This is a genomic window from Bradyrhizobium sp. AUGA SZCCT0283, from assembly GCF_018130385.1.
GTDB lineage: Bacteria > Pseudomonadota > Alphaproteobacteria > Rhizobiales > Xanthobacteraceae > Bradyrhizobium.
Window position 1 is genome coordinate 176822 of record NZ_JAFCLU010000005.1, and the last position, 17610, is coordinate 194431.

Genomic DNA, 17610 nt, shown 5'->3' on the forward strand with positions numbered 1-17610 from the left:
GTGGGCTTGCCGGGGACACGGCATTGTTTGAGGGATTCTACAAAGTCAGGTTTCAACTTGGCGCTGCGGTCGGCCGCAGCGTGATGTATGCGCGCGACGGCAGGATGCTAGGCGGCAATTCGGCCTTTGCCCATATCGGCACCTACGAAAAACGGGACGACGGCGTCGACATCGTGATCCAGACCGTCCGCCATAACCCGGACCCGAATTATCGCGCGATGGCCGGCACCGACGATGCCACGCTGCTGGCGAAGGGCAGGGCTGACGGAGACCTCTACCGTTTTGAAGGCGGCTTGAAGGAACTGCCCGGCGTGGCGTTCCACTCGGTGATGACGCCGATCGAGCAGGATGCCGTACCGATCGCCGGCGGCGTCGGCGAGGGGGGCATCATCAATGGCCTCTATTCCATTCACATCCGCATGCTTGACGGTGTCGAGGGCGGCCTGACCGGCGTCATGTTGCTCAATGGAGGCCGCATCTTGGGCGGCGACGCCTCGTTCTATTATCTCGGCACCTACACCTCGGAGAATGGCCGCTGGAAGGGCCAGATCCTGAATCAGGAGCACACGCCGGCCATGGGGGAGAACCCCATCTTCGGCGGCCATGAAGTCGGCATCGGCTTTTCCGGCACCTGCGACAAGGAGGGCGCGATGCTGGAGGCGACCGCGCTCGCCGGCAAGCGCAGCCTTCGCATGACGGCGGTGCTCAAGCTGATGCACCGGGTGTAGATGTCATGAGCGATACCGTGCGCTTGCTTTCGACGTTGGCGTTGAAGGGTGCCGTGCACGGCCTGGCCGGCCAGCATCAGGCGGCCGGCGGCGCACGCATCGACGCCGATTTCGCTCCGACATTGGCGCTGCTGCAGCGGTTGCGCGCCGGTGAGGCCGCCGACGTCGTCATCCTGACCCGCGAGGGGCTGGACGAGGTCGCCCGCGAAGGGCGGGTGGCGGCGGAAAGTTGCGTGGATCTGGCCTGCTCCTGGGTCGGCATCGCGGTAAAGGCGGGGGCGGCCCATCCCGATATCGCGACCGAGGCTGCGCTGCGCACAGCGTTGCTCGGCGCGCGTTCGGTAGCCTATTCGCGGCTCGGCGCCAGCGGCATTCTGTTCGCAAAGCTGATCGAGCGGCTCGGCATCGCGTCCGAGATCAATGCGAAGGCGCAGATCATCCAACAGGGCTTTACCGCCGAGCGGCTCGTCACCGGCGAGGCCGATCTTGCGGTCCAGCAGATCAGCGAGTTGAAGCAGATCGGTGGCATCGAGGTGGTTGGGCCCATTCCATACGAACTGCAAACACCGGCCGTGTTTTCCGCGGGACGAATGGCAGCGACGAACAAGCCGGCCGAAGCAGACCGGTTGCTGCGATTTCTCGCGTCGCCCGAGGTCGCGCCGGCGTTGCGCGAGAGTGGGCTGGAACCTTGAATTTGCCAGCGTGCCGACGCAACCTGCGCTTTATGAAGAAGGCGCTCCAAGGCCTGTCGATCGTCGTCGTCGCTGCAGCCCTGGCGCAGGGCCCGGCCCATACGCAGTCGGCCGATCTCGTGCTGTGCGACCGCGTCGCCGCCGATCCCGCCGATCCCGACAAGCCGGCCGACGCGAAGGGCGTGGCAGATATCGCGGCCTCCGACATCGCGACCGCCATCAAGTTCTGCAAGAGCGCCGCGAATTCGTCGCGCCGGGCGATGTTTCAGCTCGGGCGGGCCTATGCTGCCAATCGCCAGATGCCGGAAGCGCTGGCGGCCTGGCGCAAGGCAGCGGACAAGGGCTCGACCTCGGCCATGGTCGAACTCGGCGTGCTCTACGGCACCGGCGCGGGCGTCGCTCGTGACGAGGCGCAGGCGCGCAAACTGTTCGAGCGCGCCGCCCAGGCAGGCAATCCGCGCGGCATCAGCAACCTCGCCGCCCTCGGCGGCGGAGCATCGTCCGATCCGGCGCGTGCGCGCGAACTGCTGTCGAAGGCCGCCGAGACCAATGCCGAGGCGCAGTATCAACTCGGCATGATGCTGGCCGAAGGCAATGGCGGCGCCAGGGACGACACTGCGGCCCGCGCCCTGTTCGAGAAGGCGGCGGCGCAAAATCACCCCGGTGCGCTGGAGCGGATGGGCGCGTTCGCGCAGGAAGGCCGCGGTGGACCGAAGGATTCCGACGCCGCCAAAGCCTACTATCAGCGGGCCGCCGCCCTTGGCGACGAGGACGCGAAGAAAGCGCTCGAGCGGCTCCGCTGTCCCTACACGATCAAGGACAAGCGCGGCAACGTGGTGACGAATTTGTGCTTCTGAGACGCTCCGACGATCACTCCCTGATCAGGACGACGCCGGCAATCAGCAGCACTGCGCCTGCGAGTCGCGCGGCGCCAACGGGATGCGGCGTCAACCCAAACGCGCCGAAATGATCCAGCGTTACTGCGGCGAGCACCTGGCCGGCGATGACCAGCGCAAACAGTGTCGCCGCGCCGAGCGAGGGCAACAGCAGGATCGCAAGCAGGATGAAGGCGGCGCCGAACACGCCGCCGGACCATGCGTACCACGGCACGCCGGCCGCTATCTTCCACGACGGCACCCGCTCGCCGAGCGCGATCACCGCAACGATCATGGTGATGAGGCCGCCGGCATAGCTGATCAGCCCCGCCCACGCCGGCGATCCCAGCGCCGTGCGCAGACTGCCATTGAGCACTTGCTGGGTGGCGACGCTGACACCGGCGGCGAGCGCGAGGAGATAGAGGAAGAAATGTTGCACCGTGGCCCCCATTCATTCCGCGCCGGCAGAGCGCTCCGGCATTGCAAGGCCTAAAGACAACGCGAATAGCCGGCCCGGAACAAGAGGCCCCGCGGCGCAATTATTGCGGATGGGGCTCGCCAACAAGCGGTGCTTTTCATGATCCGAAAACTGCAATCAGGCGAATACCGGCTCTATTCTCGCAAAATCAACCCGAAAACCGGCAAACGCCGCAACCTCGGAACCTTCAAATCACGCGCCGCGGCGGAAAAGCACGAGCGGGCTGTGCAGTACTTCAAACGGCACTGAACCTGCCCTAAAACGCGGCTGGTTCCGGCCCTGCGGCGGTGCTATGTCCCCGCGAGACGATTCAATAGTGCGGGACACTTTCGTTGCTGAACGGGCTCTACAAGGTCGAGTATGGCGTGAACGATGCGTTCGGCCGCAGCATCATGTGCATGCACAATGGCAAGCTGCTGGGCGGCAATTCAGCCTTTGCCCATCTCGGCACCTATCAGGAGAGCGGCGAGGAAATTCTCGGCGAAGTCATCACCCAGCGCCACAATGACGATCCCTACTACAAGCCGCTGATGGACACCGACGTCGCCGCCATCAGCGTGCGAGGCAAGCTGCAAGGCAACAAGATTCGTTTTGAAGGCAGCGCCGCGCCGCGGCCCGGCGCCCTGTTCTGGGCCGAATTGACGCGGCTCGACGATGAGGGATTGCCGCCGGTCGGCACCGTCGGGCAGGGCGGTATCGTCAACGGGCTCTATTCCCTCCAACTTCGCGCGCTCGACGGAGTCAAAGCCGGCCTGTCGGGCGTCATGCTGCTATTGAACGGCCGCATCCTCGGCGGCGACGCTTTCTTTTATTACCTCGGCGCCTATTCCTCGGCCGAGGGCCGCTGGAAGGGCGAGATCCTCAACCAGGAGCACACGCCGGCTAAGGGTGAAAACCCCGTGTTCGGCGGCCATGAGGTCGGCATCGGCTTTACCGGCACCTGCGACGAGGCGGGCGCTGAACTCGAAGCCATTGCGCTGGCGGGCAAGCGCAGCCTGCGGCTGGCCGCCACGCTGAAGCTGATGCGGCCGGCCTAGCGTCCGCGAATCTCGGCCTAGGTGCGCCTGCGCCGCGCGAAAAACCACGCGGTGATCACGACGGGAGCGCCAACGGCAATCCAGGAAAAATAACGGCCGGCGCCTTCGGAGAGCAGCGCCGTCAATAACCCCGCGGTAGAGAGCACGCCGAGCAGGATCGGGCCGCCATATACGGCGCGCCAGTTGCCGCTGGATCGTGGTTTGCGTGCAGCGGTCATCCGGACGGCTGCAACAAAGGCTGCCCGGCGATGGCGTGGCTGCGGTGCTTGCGGCGTTTGACGACCCACAGATAGAGCCCGCTGCCGATCACCACGATGGTCATGACGTCGAGCAGCGCCCAGATGATCTTCAGCGGCATGCCGCCATAGTCGCCGAAATGCAGCGGCTGCGAGACCAAGAGCGCCTTGAGATAGACGGGAAGGTCGCGCGCATCGGACACTTCGCCGGTTTCGCCATCCAGCAGCACCGGCTTGAGCAGCCGCGACGTCAGCGGCGTGTGGCCGCGCATGAAGACAGCGAAGTGATGCGAACTCGTAAAGGGCGTGCCTGGAAAGGCGACGAATGAGACATTCATGTCGGGCGTGGTTTTGCGCGCTTTCTCGAGCGTTGCGTCAAGCGAGGCGAGGTGCACCGGCGGCGGCTTGCCGGCATAGGGCTTGACCATGTCAGCGAGTTCGGTGGCTTTCCACTGGCTCAGCATCACCTCGGCGAGCGTATTGATGACACCGGTGGCGCCGACCACCAGCGCCCATGCGATGGTTATGGCGCCCAGCAGATTGTGCCAGTCGAACCAGGCAATACGGCGCGACTTGTCCCTCAGCGTGCCAAAGCTCAGGCGGCGCGTGAACGGCCAGTACAGCACCACGCCGGAGATGATCGCGACCAGGAACAAAAAGCCCATCGCGCCGAGAAACAGCTTGCCGGGCCGGCCCGCAAACATGTCGACGTGGAGTTTTAAGAAGATCAGCATCGGGCCGCCACCAACCGAGCCGAGCGGCTTGGCCGAGTGCGCGTCGTACGCCCTGAGCGTCGCCGCATCCGGATCGCCATCGACCTTGTTGTTGGTAAAGGCAATCACCGTGTTCGGCTCGTCCTTGTCCCACAAGATATACTGCAGGACACGACCGGGATCGTTCGCCAGCGCCGTGCGGGCGATCTCGTCGATGCTGCGCTTCACCGCGCCTGGCCGGGCGATCTCGGGCTTCGGACCATAGCCGAGCAACTCGTCGATCTCATGATGGAAGATCAGCGGCAGGCCGGTGACGCAAAGCAGCAGCAGGAACAGCGTCGATATCAGGCTGCTCCAGGTGTGAATCACCGACCAGATGCGAACGGTTCTGGCTTTCAGCGCGGCCTCCCTCGCGTCGGCGCTACCATTTGTAGGCGAGGCTCGCTGTTACGCGGCGCCGGTCACCATAGAAGCAGGACGTATCGGACGCGCAACTTGCGACGTAAGTTTTGTCGGCGATGTTGATGACGTTCAACGCTGCACGCCAGTTTTGCCATTCGTAATGGACCGTCGCGTCGCCGAGCACGACCGAGGGAACCACCAGTGTGTTTGCGGTATCGGCAAAGGACTTGCCGACGTAGCGCACACCGCCGCCAACACCAAAACCGCGCAGCGGCCCTTCCTGGAACGTGTAGTCAGCCCAGAGCGATCCTATCTGCTGTGGCGTGTTGGTCGGTGTCAGGCCGATCAGGGCCGGATTTGCGTCCTTGCTGGTGAATAGGTCGTAGGTAGTGAACGCGCCAACCATCTTCAGGCCGGGTGCGAGATTGGCCACGGCCTCCAGCTCCAGACCGCGCGAGGTGACCTCACCGGTCTGGTTTTGCAGAGTCGGCGTGGTGTTCGGGACTGTCGTCGGCACATTTTGCCGCTTCAGATCGAACACGGCAATGCTGAAATGGCCGTTGAAGCCGCTAGGCTGAAACTTCAAGCCGATCTCGGCCTGCTCGCCGGTTTCCGGCAGGAACAACTGGTTCGAAGCGTTGAGGCCGATGATCGGGTTATAGCTTGTCGCGTAGGCGACATAGGGCGCGAGGCCATTGGCGAAGTTATAGATCAAGCCGGCCCGGCCACTGAACTTGCTGTCCTCTCGGTTGAACAGCGTGGCGCCGGTCGGACGATCGTCCTGGCTGGTTGATACCCAGTCATTGCGGCCGCTCAACACCAGCGTGAAGCCGCCGAATTTGATCTGGTCCTGAATGTAGGTGCCGAGTTGATTCTGAGTTATGAGGAAATTACGGAACGGCACGCCAGTGAACGGAATGTCGCCGACGCCGTAAGCAGGATTGAACACGTTGATCGAGGGCACGCCGCCAAAGGCGAAGATTTGATAGTCGTCGATCCGATAGGTTTTCAGATCGAGGCCGAACAGCATTGTGTGCTGCACCCGACCGGTATCGAAGCGATATTCCAACTGGTTGTCCAGATTGCCCTGGTTGGCGGTGTTTTTCGCATACCAATTGTAGCGCCCGATGTCGCGAGTGGCGAGATTGGTATAGCTATTGCCGATCAATCCTCGATAGGTGACGTCAACATGGGCGTAGCGGGCATTTTGTCGGAATGTCACGCTGTCGGAGACGTTGCGCTCGAACTGATAGCCGAGCATCTCCTGTTCGCGCTTGAACGAGTCGACGCTGGGATCGCCGACGAACAATTTGGTCGAGATGCGGCCAAACGGTGCATCGACTACCGTTCCCACATAGGGCAGGAAATTGATGCCGCGGGTGTCCGTCTTGGACGCTGACGCCAGCACTGTGAACGTCGTGTCCGCGTCCGGCTTGTAGGTGACGGACGGCGCGATGAAGTAGTTATTGTCGGGCGTGAAATCGACCTGGGTGCCGCCGTTCTGGATCTGGCCGACCACGCGATAGAACAGTTTTCCGTTCTCGCCGGATGTCGCAACCGGACCGCCTAGATCGAAGGCAAAATAGGCGTTACCGAAATTATTGACCCCGGTCTCGAGATAGCGGATCGGCTCCGCCGGAGGCGTCTTGCTGACAGCGTTGACGATGCCGCTCGGGCTGGAGCCGCCATACAGCACGGCGGAGGGGCCGCGAAGCACTTCGACCCGGGCGAGATTGAACGGCTGCAGCTTCCAGCTCGCGTAGGACGTGTAGAAGAGCTGGAGACCGTCGAAGAACAGGCCGACATCGTCGGATTTGAAGCCGCGGATCAGGAACCAGTCGTTGCGTGTGTCGGCGCCGAATGTTCCGGCGACAACGCCCGGCGTGTAGCGCAGGATCTCGTCGAATTTGCCGGGCTTCTGGTCGCGAATCTGTTCGCTGCCGATCACCGACAGCGACTGCGGCGTCTGCATGATCGGCGTGTTGGCCTTGGTGCCCGCCATCGAACGGCCGGCGACGTAACCCTGGACCGCGCCGCGCGGATTCTCGACGATGGTCGTTGCCTCGCGTTTCGGTTGGGGCCTTTGCGAAGCGGCCGCACTTTGCGCCGCCGGGCGCCGGCTGCGCCGCGTTGTCGTGGCCGCAGCGCGCTTCTCAGGTGAAGTGACTACGACTGACGGGAGTGATTGCGACGCAGAGCCGGAGCTCGACTGCGCCAACATCGCCTGCGGCCACAACACCAATACCGACGCGGCGACCCTCAACAAATCACGAGACTTCAAAGCGTCACCCCAACCTGCGAGCACTTGTCGCGCTTTCAGGAAACTTGGCAGCGCAACCCCGGTGGGACGCATAACGCGAGGGACGACGATTCCTCTAATTGAAAGGTTCTTAGAGTAGCTCTTAGAAAACCTCCAAAAACGAATGCAGAAAATTGCTCATCGTCGGAGCAACACGCGGTAGCTGAGAAGTCAGTAAACCTCGATGATGCTGGTTCCGTGGTGATGCGCTCATCGTCAAAAGCATCCGCGCCTCCCCATCAGGCTAGTTCCCGAACGCAATCGGATACCCCAGATTGGATCAAACAATCCTGGAGTTCCTGTCATGACCGACCCGAGCGCAGCTATCCTTTCCTCGTTCTCCTCCGCCCTTGCCGAACTCGTCGCCCGAACAAAACCGGCAATCGCCTCGGTGCATTCGCAGCGCCTGCAGGCCTCCGGCTTCATCTGGAAACCCGGGTTGATCGTGACCGCGGACGAGGCGTTGGCCGAGGAAGGCGAAGTCTCGGTCAAGCTTGCCGACGGAACGACGCGGCCAGCCAGCATCGCTGGACGCGATCACACGACCGACATCGCGCTGTTGCGATTTGATGCCCAGAATGTTGCGCCGGTCGCGCTTGCATCCGTCGTTCCGGATCTCGGCTCGCTGTCGGTCGTAGTTGCCGCCGAGCACGGCGCTCCCACCGCCGCGCTGGGTACCGTATCGCTGGTTGGCGGCCGCTGGCGAAGCCTGCGCGGTGGTGAGATAGACGCCAGAATCGAACTCGGCGTGCGGCTGCGACCCAGCCACGAGGGGGGCCTTGCCCTCACTGCCTCCGGCGAAGCGATTGGCATGGCTGTCCAGGGCGTGCGACGCGTTCTTGTCATTCCCAGTGCGACGATCGGCCGGATCGCGGGAAGACTTGAAACCCATGGCAGGATCGCGCGGGGTTATCTCGGGGTTGGGCTGCAGCCCGTCAAGCTCGACGATGGGATCGGCGCGATGGTGATGAGTGTCGATAAGTCGGGCCCTTCGGCAACCGCCGGCATCCGGCAAGGCGATATTATCGTCGCCTGGAACGACGAGAAGCTCTCCGGCGTGCGTTCGTTGTTAAGAGCGCTCGGGCCGGACAGCGTCGGCTCGGTCGTTGACGTCACGATTCGGCGCGGCGGCGAACCGGTGCGGATCAAGCTCACGATCGGCGAAAGGGCGGACGCGTGAGCGAGGAGGTTGCACCGGTCGTTGTCGTCGCCATCGAGATTTCCGATCCGGCGCTGGCGGACCGGCTTGCATCGCTGCTCGGCGGCGTTGCCGGCATCCGCCTGGCGACACCGGGGGAGGCAGCCACGGTCGTGCTCGTGTCACGAGAGGCGCAAGCGGTCCTCGAAACGGCTGACATCGAGCTTACGCCGCGCGAACGCGACGTGCTCCTGCTGATGGCCGAAGGCGCATCGAACAAGGCTATTGCGAGACAGCTTGGAATATCCGTTCACACGGCCAAATTCCACGTCGGATCGCTGCTCGACAAGCTCGATGCCACCGGCCGCACCGACGCCGTGGCGCACGCGGCGCGCCGCGGCGTGATCCATTTGTAACGCTGTGCGCCCGGTGGCGAGGGAGCAGGCCGACACCTTGGTATTTAATCCTAAAGGTGGCGGGAACCTGTGTCGCGAGAGCGGTCCGGAACCGCTTCCACTAGCGCGCCGGATGTCCTAAGCAGCGGGCCGCAGCGATTTCCTCCTTTTCAGGCCCCAATGATCCGTCTCGATAACGTCAGCAAGCAAGTCGGCCACCAGATCCTCTTCATCGAAGCCTCCGCGGCCCTTCAGAAGGGCGAGAAGATTGGCCTCGTCGGCCCGAACGGCGCGGGCAAGACCACGCTTTTCCGGATGATTTCAGGCCAGGAACTGCCCGACGAGGGCCAGGTCTCCCTCGATCGTGGCATTACCATCGGCTATTTCAGCCAGGACGTCGGCGAGATGTCGGGCCGCAGCGCCGTGGCCGAGGTCATGGACGGGGCCGGGCCCGTCAGCGTCGTGGCGGGCGAGCTCCGGGAACTCGAGGCCGCGATGGCCGATCCCGATCGCGCGGATGACATGGACGAGATCATCGCGCGCTATGGCGAGGTGCAGCACCGCTTCGAGGAACTCGACGGCTATGCCCTCGATGGGCGCGCGCGCGAGGCGCTGTCGGGCCTGGGCTTCAGCCAGGAGATGATGGAAGGCGACGTTGGCGCGCTGTCGGGCGGCTGGAAGATGCGGGTGGCGCTGGCGCGCATTCTGTTGATGCGGCCCGACGTGATGCTGTTGGACGAGCCGAGCAACCATCTCGACTTGGAAAGCCTGATCTGGCTGGAACAGTTCCTGAAGGGATACGAGGGCGCGCTCTTGATGACCTCGCATGACCGGGAGTTCATCAACCGTATCATCAACAAGGTCGTCGAGATCGACGGCGGCACGCTTTCGACCTATTCCGGCAATTACGAATTCTATGAGCAGCAGCGCGCGCTGAACGAGAAGCAGCAGCAGGCCCAGTTCGAACGTCAGCAGGCGATGCTGGCCAAGGAAATCAAGTTCATCGAACGCTTCAAGGCGCGCGCCTCGCATGCAGCCCAGGTGCAGAGCCGGGTCAAGAAGCTCGACAAGATCGAGCGCGTCGAGCCGCCGAAGCGCCGCCAGACGGTGGCGTTCGAATTCCTGCCGGCGCCGCGCTCGGGCGAAGATGTCGTCAGCCTGAAGAACGTCCACAAGGGCTATGGCAGCCGTACCATCTATCAAGGGCTCGATTTCATGATCCGCCGCAAGGAGCGGTGGTGCGTGATGGGCGTCAATGGCGCGGGCAAGTCGACGCTGTTGAAGCTGGTGGCAGGTTCGACCGAGCCCGACGACGGCACGGTTGCCGTCGGTGGTAGCGTCAAGATGGGCTATTTCGCCCAGCACGCCATGGATCTGCTCGACGGCGAACGCACGGTGTTCCAGTCGCTTGAAGATTCCTTCCCGCAGGCCGGCCAGGGTTCGCTGCGCGCGCTCGCGGGCTGCTTCGGCTTTTCCGGCGACGATGTCGAGAAGAAATGCCGGGTACTCTCGGGCGGCGAGAAGGCGCGTCTCGTCATGGCAAAAATGCTCTATGATCCGCCGAATTTCCTGGTGCTGGACGAGCCGACCAACCATCTGGACCTCGCGACCAAGGAAATGCTGATCAACGCGCTCTCTGAATTCGAGGGCACCATGCTGTTCGTCTCCCACGACCGACATTTTCTGGCCGCGCTCTCTAATCGCTTGCTGGAGCTGACGCCGGAGGGCCCTCATCAATATGGCGGCGGCTATACCGAGTATGTCGCGCGCACCGGACAGGAAGCGCCGGGATTGCGGAGCTAGCGGCTAGTTTCGCTTGCCCGTGAGCGGGGCGATCGCCTCGATCTCATTGGTCCAGATACCGCCCGAATAGTTTTGCGGCAGCCGCGCAAATTGCTCAGGCGTGTCTATTCCAGTCGAGAACTCGCCGCCGCGATAGGGGCCGAGCACGAAGACCTCGCTGTTGGCGGCTTTCATGCGGTTGAGGAAACGGTCCGGCCAGCCCCACATCCATGGGGCGACGTTGATCGGTAGCATCACCATCGCATTGCTGCAGGCGTTCGGCACCACGCCGCTCCAGCCGTAGCCGATGTAGCCGAGGAGGCAGCTCTTGATGGTCGCGCGTGAGATCGTTCGGATATCCGGCATACGCTGGCGCACGATCTCGACCGGCTCGTCGCCGCCATAGACCATGATCTGCGCTCGGCGTTCGGCGGGAAGCTTGTCCAGTGCGACCGCGAGCTTCTCTCCCTCAGAAGGGTCGCGGCTCTTTACATTGATCAAGAGCCGCCGCTGTGGGAAGGCCTCGAGCACCTCGCCAAGTGTCGGCATCAGGCCGATGCCCTTGCCGCGAAAGGGAAAGGTCTCGCCGCCATCGGCCGTATAGCCGTGGCCGATGTCGAGCTTCTTCAAATAGGCCATGGAGTGTTCGCGCGTGACGCCGCGCCCGTCGGTGCGGCAGTCCAGCATCCAGTCATGAAACACCGCGAACTCGCCGTCGGTGGTCGGATGAATGTCGAGCTCGACGATATCGGCGCCGGCCGCAAAACCGGCCCGCATAGAGCCGATCGTGTTCTCCAGATACTCGTGCGTCGGTGGTAACATCCGCGCCGCCGTGCAGGTGTCATTCTGCAGGTCGCGTTCGTCGAAGCGCTGCGCCATTCCGCGATGGGCGAGAAGGATCGGTTGGCCGTCGTGATGCCGGACGAGAAGATTGGTGTTGTTGAGGTAGATCGCGGCCGCGAGAACGGCAATTACCGCCGCGGTATATTTGAGTTTCTTGTTCAAGGCCTGCCCCCGCGCGCAAGGTGCTTTCGCTAGGCAGCATTTCTGTTCGATTTGCGGCGGAGAACAAGGACAGACCGAAACGATGGCGGTGACGTCCTTCCCGCCGCTAATCCCTTAATCTCTCAACAAATGCGATCGCGCGCTTCAGTACATCCTCGAGCGCAGCGCGATTGCCTGGAATGGATTGGTGGCTTCGTCCGGGGTCGTCAAAACCATGTGTCGCGCCGGGATAGAGCACGACATCGATCTTGCTGCCCGCGGCGATGGATCGCTGGGCCATGTCCTGGCACCTCGCGGGCGAGACCTCTTCGTCGTCTGAACCGAGCAACAAGGTGACCGGTGCAGTCGTCGCAAGAGCCGGTGCAAGCAGGGCTTTCGGCCCGCAGCCGGGATAGAGCGCCAGTGCGGCGCGATAGCCCGAAGTCTTCGCACCCTGCCGTTGCATCACATTCAGCGCGGTGCTGCCGCCATTCGACCAGCCCTGCAGGAAGATGCGATGGGGAATGACGTCGCGCTGACTGCGCAGCCAGCTCAGCGCGCCCTCGGCATCGAGCGGCCGCACGGTCTTTTCATTGACGTCGGCGCGATCGGGACCGTCATGGGTGAAGCGGCCAAAACCGTGCGCCTTGCCGCGCGGTCCAAAACTGTCCGGAAGCAGCGCAATGTAGCCGCGCTCCGCCCAGTACTGGCCCCACATCATGTGCCGCTTCGACAGGCCGCTCGCATCGCACGCCGACGAGCTGGCACGCGACACCAGCGTGCAACCCTTGTTGACGTTGGCCGAGTACGGCCCGCCGCGACCGTGAAGCATGACGATGGCGGGGTGAGGGCCCCGCGTTTGCGGCTTGAAGAGATAGGCGACGATTTCGGTCGAGCCGTCGGCGCTCGGAAAGAACACCGTGTCGGGGGCCGCGAAGGCCGCCGGCGTTGGCAGCATTGCAAGCATCAGGAGGACGACAAGCTGAATCGGTTGGTTGGCCATCTGCGCAGCATTAGCAACATTTCGGACGGGCAATGCAAGGACGCATGGCAAAAGCATGCTGTACTCGGCTTGTGGAGATTGAGGCTCGCAGCTACGCTTTTCAAAAAATTGGGGAGCGTAACAGCCATGAAGCAGCTCAGGATCGGGGACATCACCATCGATGCGGTGATCGAGCGCGAGGGACCGTGGCGGCGGCCGCAGGATTTTTTCCCGGCTTACGACGAGAAGGTATTCCGGCATCACCTTGCTGGCATGGAGCCGGAAGTGTTCGACGACGCGCTGGGCTTGATGGTGATCACCTATCAGACCTTTGTCGTCCGCACGCCGCGCTACACTATCCTGGTCGATACCTGCACCGGCGAAGACAAGGGCCATCCACCGCCGTTCGACTTTCCCGGCAAGGAGCGCTGGCGCAACGAGCTGTTCGCGCTCGGCATATCCTACGAGCAGGTCGATTACGTGTTCTGCACCCATCTGCACATCGACCATACCGGCTGGAATACCACGCTGCGCGACGGGCGCTGGGTGCCGACGTTTCCCAATGCGAAGTACATATTCCATAAGCGGGAATATGCCGCATGGGAGGCGGAGAGCGCCAAGGGCGCCAACCCGCCCGGCACGGTCTTTCGCGACAATTGCCTGCCGATCGTCGAGGCCGGGCAGGCGGTACTGGTTGACGACGATTACGCGCTCGACGATACCGTTACGCTGACGCCGACGCCGGGGCATTCGCCCTGTCACTGCTGCGTCAACATCTTCTCAAAGGGCAAACGCGCCGTGGTGGCTGGCGACCTCATGCATCACGTCATCCAGTGCCGCGAGCCGGAATGGTCGGCGAAGCCCGACTGGGATCCGAAGCAGTCGGCGGTCTCGCGTCGCAAGTTCTTTGCTTCCGTCGCCGGCACCGACACGCTGATCCTCCCCGTTCATTTTCCGGCGCCCACCGCCGGCCTGATTACCGCCGACGGCGACCGCTTCGATTATCGTTTCAAAAGGGACTGACCATGGGAATGCAACGGACGGACGGAATGCAACGGATGGATTTCGAGACGCTGGTTCAGACCCGTAAGAGCGTGCGCGGCTTTACCAAGGAGCCGGTCGCCCGCGCCGTCATCGAGGACATCATCGAGGTTGCCAAGCGCGCGCCGTCGTCGATGAACACCCAGCCCTGGCACATCCACGTCCTGACCGGCGAGCCGCTGGAGGAAGTGCGCCGTCGCAACATGGAGGAGATGATCGCGGGCGCCAAGCCGAAGCGCGACATCATCAGCCATGGCGAATATCAGGGCGTGCACCGCGGCCGCCAGGTCGATATCGCGAAAAAACTGTTCGCCGTGATGGGGATTGCCCGCGACGACAAGCCGATGCGGCAGGACTGGGTGCTGCGCGGCTTCCGGCAGTTCGACGCGCCGGTCTCGCTGGTGCTGACCTATGACAAGATTCTCGATCCCGGCGCGGTGTGCCATTTCGATCTCGGCGCGCTCTGCTACGGCATTGTGCTCGCCGCCTGGGGCCGCGGGCTTGGCAGCGTCATCAACGGGCAGGGCATCATGCGCTCGGACATCGTGCGCGAGGTCGCCAATATCCCTGAGGACGAGGTCATCATGACCTGCGTCGCGATGGGCTATCCCGACGACAGCTTTCCCGCCAACTCCGTCCGCTCCGATCGCGAGCCCAATGGCGATTTCGTGCGTTATGTCGGGTTTGCGGATTGACGGGAGCTACGCCGCACGCACCTCCGACAGGAAGCGGTTGACCTGTCCGGCGAGATCCTTCGACTGCGAGGACAATTGCTCGGCGGCGCCAAGCACCTGATTGGCGGCGGCGCCGGTGTCGTCGGCGGCCTTCTGGACGCCGGTGATGTTGGAATTGACCTCCTGGGTGCCGCGTGCCGCTTCCTGGACGCTGCGCGAGATTTCCTTGGTCGCGGAGCCCTGTTCCTCGATCGCCGCCGCAATCGCGGTGCCGATCTGGTCGATCTCGGCGATCACGTTGGCGACGTTCTGGATCGCCGTCACGGTCTGGTCACTCGCCGCCTGAATTGAGGCGATCTGCTCGGAGATTTCGGTGGTCGCCTTTGCGGTCTGGCCGGCCAGCGATTTGACTTCGGAGGCGACGACGGCAAAGCCGCGGCCGGCATCGCCGGCGCGCGCGGCTTCGATGGTCGCGTTCAGCGCCAAGAGGTTGGTCTGCGCGGCAATGCTCTGGATCAACGTCACGACGTCGCCGATCTTCTGCGCGCCCTCGGCGAGCGAGCGGGCGGTGTCGCCGGTGCGCCGCGCATTGTCGACCGCGCGGGCGGCGATCTCGGTCGATTGCGCGACCTGGCGGCCGATTTCCGAGATCGAGGAGGCCAGTTCCTCGGTGGCGCTGGCAACCGTCTGCACGTTGGCGGAAGTCTGTTCGGAAGCAGCGGCGACGATGGCCGCCTGACGATTGGTGAGGGTTGCGGTCGATGACATCGACTGCGCGGTGTCTTCCATGACCGACGACGCCGACGACAGCCCGCCGACGAGTTCGGTGACCTTGGCTTCGAACACGCGGGTGAGTTCGTCGAGCACCTGGGCGCGGCGCATCTTGCCGTCGCTCTCGGCGGCCTTCTCGGCGGCGAGCCGCTCCGCCTCGATCATGCTGTCCTTGAAGACACCTACGGCAGCAGCCATCGCGCCGATCTCATCGCCGCGGCCGGCGCCGGCGATTTCACCGGAGACATCGCCGCCGGCCAGCCGCGACATCGTGGCGGTGAGGTCGACGATCGGCCTGCAGACACGGCGGCGCACCATCACGATCAGCGCGGCGCTGGCGGTGACAACCGCAATGAGGACCGCGAGCGCGATCAGGAAGCTGACGCGCGCCGAGGAATAGGCCGTGCCAAGAACGTGCTCGGCGTTGTCGTAGAAGGCGTCGCGCAGCCCGACCACGGCGCCGAGGCCGATTTGCGATTCCGCGAAAAAGACGTCGACATCGTGCTCGTACTTGCCGGTGGCTGCGCCATCCTTGGCAAGCTTCAATTCCTTGCCGAAGCGGTCGACATAGAGCTCGTTCATCTTGCCGAGCGCCGCCGCCACATTGGCGGGCGTCGCGGGATTGCCGCGCAGTTCCTGCAGCGTCATCAAGATCTGGTCGGCGCGGCCCTGCGAGCGGCTGAACTCCATCTTTTCGGCTTCGGTGGCGGCGCGCTTGGCGCCGACGAGATTCTTGTGAACGCTGGCGTTGTAGCCGCCGACGTCGCGCAGCGTCCAGGCGACGTTGGCGTAGACCGCCTGCCGGTAGGCGTCGCCGTCGAGCAGCGCCATGCGGCGCACCTGTTCATCGAGCAGCGTGGTGATCGCGGTGTTGAACACGGCGTTGTCGGCGACGATCTTCTTGGCGGCGTCCTTGCGGGCTTCAGCCGGGCCGTCGATGGCCTTGTCGATGGCGTCGCGAAGGGCCGCGAACTTTGCATTCAGCGCATCGATGCCGGCGCCGACGGCCGCGGCATCGTCGAGTGCGCCGGACAGGTTCTTGCGGATTGCATTCATCTTGTCGCGCGCGGCGTCGGTCTGCTTGCGGTATTTTTCATTCATCTCGGCGCGCATCTTCGGGTCCACCGCGGGCGGGCCGTACAGGATGTTGGTGGAAAAGCCGCGCTCGGGATTCATGTAGCGCGGGATCTCGCCGACCGCGCGCACCACCTCCAGCCGGCTTTGCGCGACCGAGACCTTCTCCATGGTCTGGTACTTCGAAGCCGCCACGTAGACGGCGAGACCGCCGCCGACGGCGGAAAGCGAGACGATGGCAGCGGTGAGGAGGGTGCCGATTTTCATGGAATTTCAGGCCATTTGCGCTGGTGCGGGCGTGCGGGCCACCAGTATAGGTGGTGCAAATTAATCCAGAGTTTACGGTGGGGCGTGTCACACCGGCCCGTTCCATTTCGTCTTGGTGACGTAGCGTGGGGTGCCGCGGCTACAGAGACAGAGGAGCGAGGAAATGAAGATCGTTATCATCGGCGGTACGGGCCTGATCGGCTTGAAATTGGCCCCGTTGCTCCGGTCGGGCGGCCATGAGGTGCTGCAGGCGTCGCCGAGCAGGGGCGTCAACGCCGTGACCGGGGAGGGTCTGCAACCAGCGCTTGCAGGTGCCGATATCGTCGTCGATGTGTCGAATTCGCCCTCGTTCGAGGACAAGGCGGTGCTGCACTTCTTCGAGGCGGCGACGGGCAACCTGATCGCGGCTGCGAAGCAGGCCGGCGTGCGGCATTGCGTTGCACTGTCGGTCGTCGGCACCGACCGGCTCGAGAGCAGCGGCTATTTCCGCGCCAAGCTGGCACAGGAGCGGCTGATCGCGAATTCCGGCCTGGCCTACACGATCCTGCGCGCCACCCAGTTCTTCGAATTCGTCGGCGCGATCGCGGATTCCGGGCGCAGGGATGGGGCGGTCCATGCCTCCAGCCAGTTGATGCAACCGTTGCTTTCCGACGAGGTCGCTGTTGCGCTCGCCGATGCGACCCTCGGCGAGCCCGCCAACGGCATCCTCGAGGTCGCAGGTCCCGAAGCGGCGCCGCTTGCGGACTTCGTCGGCCGCTGGCTCCGCAAGCAGGGCGACACCAGCGGGATCGTGGCGGGCGCCGACGTGCCGTATTTCGGCGCACCGCTCGCGTTGCGTACGCTGGTGCCGGACGACGGCGCGCGGATCATGCCGACGCGTTTCGACGATTGGCTGGGCAGGACGGCGTAGGCTGCAGCGATCGTCATTGCGAGCCAACGGGTCGGCGCGAAGTGCGGCCCGATGACAGGCTCCGCGAAGCAATCCATCTTTCCGTGCGTGAGGTGACAATGGATTGCTTCGCTGCGCTCGCAATGACGGTGG

The 17610-nt window shown here is 63.7% G+C and carries 18 protein-coding genes; 11 read left to right on the forward strand and 7 right to left on the reverse strand.

Translation table 11 applies throughout. The features are described 5' to 3' along the window. Nucleotides 1-23: 23 nt before the first annotated feature. The 3 genes from JQ624_RS09910 to JQ624_RS09920 are packed head-to-tail and all read left to right on the forward strand — an operon-like array spanning nucleotide 24 to nucleotide 2277. Entirely contained in the window at nucleotides 24-728 is a 705-nt protein-coding gene (locus JQ624_RS09910; protein ID WP_212418683.1) for a hypothetical protein, read from the forward strand. Between the two features lie 5 nt (nucleotides 729-733). After that, nucleotides 734-1420: a substrate-binding domain-containing protein gene (locus JQ624_RS09915; protein WP_212418684.1), complete on the forward strand. Its 687-nt coding sequence runs from the start codon at nucleotides 734-736 to the stop codon at nucleotides 1418-1420. Nucleotides 1421-1452: 32 nt separating this feature from the next. Continuing rightward, nucleotides 1453-2277 (forward strand): tetratricopeptide repeat protein, encoded by an 825-nt coding sequence (locus JQ624_RS09920; protein WP_212418685.1) that lies wholly within the window; start codon nucleotides 1453-1455, stop codon nucleotides 2275-2277. Nucleotides 2278-2290: 13 nt separating this feature from the next. Here JQ624_RS09920 and JQ624_RS09925 read toward each other — a convergent pair whose 3' ends face one another. Continuing rightward, nucleotides 2291-2734 carry a DMT family transporter gene (locus JQ624_RS09925; RefSeq protein ID WP_409334309.1) on the reverse strand — a complete coding sequence of 148 codons (444 nt, stop codon included), beginning with the start codon at nucleotides 2732-2734 and terminating at the stop codon, nucleotides 2291-2293. 138 nt (nucleotides 2735-2872) lie between these two features. Between JQ624_RS09925 and JQ624_RS09930 the strand changes: the two genes are divergently transcribed. Both JQ624_RS09930 and JQ624_RS09935 read left to right on the forward strand, forming a co-directional pair. Then, nucleotides 2873-3022, forward strand: coding sequence for a hypothetical protein (locus tag JQ624_RS09930; RefSeq protein WP_141686549.1), 150 nt, complete (start codon nucleotides 2873-2875; stop codon nucleotides 3020-3022). Between the two features lie 83 nt (nucleotides 3023-3105). Next, on the forward strand, nucleotides 3106-3810 hold the full coding sequence (locus JQ624_RS09935; RefSeq protein ID WP_212418687.1) for a hypothetical protein: 705 nt from the start codon (nucleotides 3106-3108) through the stop codon (nucleotides 3808-3810). Nucleotides 3811-3827: 17 nt separating this feature from the next. Here the strand turns inward: JQ624_RS09935 and JQ624_RS09940 are convergent, their stop codons facing one another. The 3 genes from JQ624_RS09940 to JQ624_RS09950 are packed head-to-tail and all read right to left on the reverse strand — an operon-like array spanning nucleotide 3828 to nucleotide 7382. Continuing rightward, nucleotides 3828-4028 (reverse strand): hypothetical protein, encoded by a 201-nt coding sequence (locus JQ624_RS09940; protein WP_212418688.1) that lies wholly within the window; start codon nucleotides 4026-4028, stop codon nucleotides 3828-3830. Beyond that, nucleotides 4025-5128, reverse strand: coding sequence for a PepSY-associated TM helix domain-containing protein (locus JQ624_RS09945; RefSeq protein ID WP_312014405.1), 1104 nt, complete (start codon nucleotides 5126-5128; stop codon nucleotides 4025-4027). Before JQ624_RS09945 ends, JQ624_RS09940 begins: the two co-directional genes overlap by 4 nt. A 52-nt stretch (nucleotides 5129-5180) precedes the next feature. Then, a complete protein-coding gene (locus JQ624_RS09950; RefSeq protein WP_249129667.1) occupies nucleotides 5181-7382 on the reverse strand; it encodes a TonB-dependent siderophore receptor in 2202 nt (733 codons plus the stop codon). Between the two features lie 382 nt (nucleotides 7383-7764). Here JQ624_RS09950 and JQ624_RS09955 point away from each other — a divergent pair, with 382 nt between their 5' ends. From JQ624_RS09955 to JQ624_RS09965, 3 genes are all read left to right on the forward strand, one after another. Beyond that, a complete protein-coding gene (locus JQ624_RS09955; protein ID WP_212418690.1) occupies nucleotides 7765-8640 on the forward strand; it encodes a S1C family serine protease in 876 nt (291 codons plus the stop codon). Continuing rightward, a complete protein-coding gene (locus JQ624_RS09960; RefSeq protein ID WP_212418691.1) occupies nucleotides 8637-9014 on the forward strand; it encodes a LuxR C-terminal-related transcriptional regulator in 378 nt (125 codons plus the stop codon). Before JQ624_RS09955 ends, JQ624_RS09960 begins: the two co-directional genes overlap by 4 nt. A gap of 159 nt (nucleotides 9015-9173) precedes the next feature. Next, entirely contained in the window at nucleotides 9174-10796 is a 1623-nt protein-coding gene (locus JQ624_RS09965; RefSeq protein WP_212418692.1) for an ABC-F family ATP-binding cassette domain-containing protein, read from the forward strand. A 3-nt stretch (nucleotides 10797-10799) separates the two neighbouring features. Here the strand turns inward: JQ624_RS09965 and JQ624_RS09970 are convergent, their stop codons facing one another. Both JQ624_RS09970 and JQ624_RS09975 read right to left on the reverse strand, forming a co-directional pair. After that, nucleotides 10800-11780 carry a glycerophosphodiester phosphodiesterase family protein gene (locus tag JQ624_RS09970; RefSeq protein WP_212418693.1) on the reverse strand — a complete coding sequence of 327 codons (981 nt, stop codon included), beginning with the start codon at nucleotides 11778-11780 and terminating at the stop codon, nucleotides 10800-10802. Nucleotides 11781-11886: 106 nt separating this feature from the next. Further along, on the reverse strand, nucleotides 11887-12762 hold the full coding sequence (locus JQ624_RS09975; protein ID WP_212418694.1) for a dienelactone hydrolase family protein: 876 nt from the start codon (nucleotides 12760-12762) through the stop codon (nucleotides 11887-11889). Nucleotides 12763-12888: 126 nt separating this feature from the next. Here JQ624_RS09975 and JQ624_RS09980 point away from each other — a divergent pair, with 126 nt between their 5' ends. Continuing rightward, nucleotides 12889-13764: an MBL fold metallo-hydrolase gene (locus tag JQ624_RS09980; RefSeq protein WP_212418695.1), complete on the forward strand. Its 876-nt coding sequence runs from the start codon at nucleotides 12889-12891 to the stop codon at nucleotides 13762-13764. Between the two features lie 35 nt (nucleotides 13765-13799). After that, nucleotides 13800-14477 (forward strand): nitroreductase, encoded by a 678-nt coding sequence (locus JQ624_RS09985; RefSeq protein WP_212418798.1) that lies wholly within the window; start codon nucleotides 13800-13802, stop codon nucleotides 14475-14477. 6 nt (nucleotides 14478-14483) lie between these two features. On the opposite strand, the gene JQ624_RS09990 is transcribed toward JQ624_RS09985, so the two are convergent. Continuing rightward, a complete protein-coding gene (locus tag JQ624_RS09990) occupies nucleotides 14484-16568 on the reverse strand; it encodes a methyl-accepting chemotaxis protein (protein ID WP_212418696.1) in 2085 nt (694 codons plus the stop codon). 163 nt (nucleotides 16569-16731) lie between these two features. Between JQ624_RS09990 and JQ624_RS09995 the strand changes: the two genes are divergently transcribed. Then, on the forward strand, nucleotides 16732-17478 hold the full coding sequence (locus JQ624_RS09995; RefSeq protein WP_212418697.1) for an SDR family oxidoreductase: 747 nt from the start codon (nucleotides 16732-16734) through the stop codon (nucleotides 17476-17478). The last annotated feature ends 132 nt before the right edge of the window (nucleotides 17479-17610 follow it).

Bases quoted from the DNA above. Each gene is read 5' to 3' on its own strand.
- JQ624_RS09915 (WP_212418684.1), top strand. From the start codon at position 734: ATGAGCGATACCGTGCGCTTGCTTTCGACGTTGGCGTTGAAGGGTGCC.
- JQ624_RS09920 (WP_212418685.1), top strand. From the start codon at position 1,453: ATGAAGAAGGCGCTCCAAGGCCTGTCGATCGTCGTCGTCGCTGCAGCC.
- JQ624_RS09930 (WP_141686549.1), top strand. From the start codon at position 2,873: ATGATCCGAAAACTGCAATCAGGCGAATACCGGCTCTATTCTCGCAAA.
- JQ624_RS09940 (WP_212418688.1), bottom strand. From the start codon at position 4,028: ATGACCGCTGCACGCAAACCACGATCCAGCGGCAACTGGCGCGCCGTA.
- JQ624_RS09950 (WP_249129667.1), bottom strand. From the start codon at position 7,382: ATGTTGGCGCAGTCGAGCTCCGGCTCTGCGTCGCAATCACTCCCGTCA.
- JQ624_RS09955 (WP_212418690.1), top strand. From the start codon at position 7,765: ATGACCGACCCGAGCGCAGCTATCCTTTCCTCGTTCTCCTCCGCCCTT.
- JQ624_RS09965 (WP_212418692.1), top strand. From the start codon at position 9,174: ATGATCCGTCTCGATAACGTCAGCAAGCAAGTCGGCCACCAGATCCTC.
- JQ624_RS09975 (WP_212418694.1), bottom strand. From the start codon at position 12,762: ATGGCCAACCAACCGATTCAGCTTGTCGTCCTCCTGATGCTTGCAATG.
- JQ624_RS09980 (WP_212418695.1), top strand. From the start codon at position 12,889: ATGAAGCAGCTCAGGATCGGGGACATCACCATCGATGCGGTGATCGAG.
- JQ624_RS09985 (WP_212418798.1), top strand. From the start codon at position 13,800: ATGGATTTCGAGACGCTGGTTCAGACCCGTAAGAGCGTGCGCGGCTTT.
- JQ624_RS09990 (WP_212418696.1), bottom strand. From the start codon at position 16,568: ATGAAAATCGGCACCCTCCTCACCGCTGCCATCGTCTCGCTTTCCGCC.
- JQ624_RS09995 (WP_212418697.1), top strand. From the start codon at position 16,732: ATGAAGATCGTTATCATCGGCGGTACGGGCCTGATCGGCTTGAAATTG.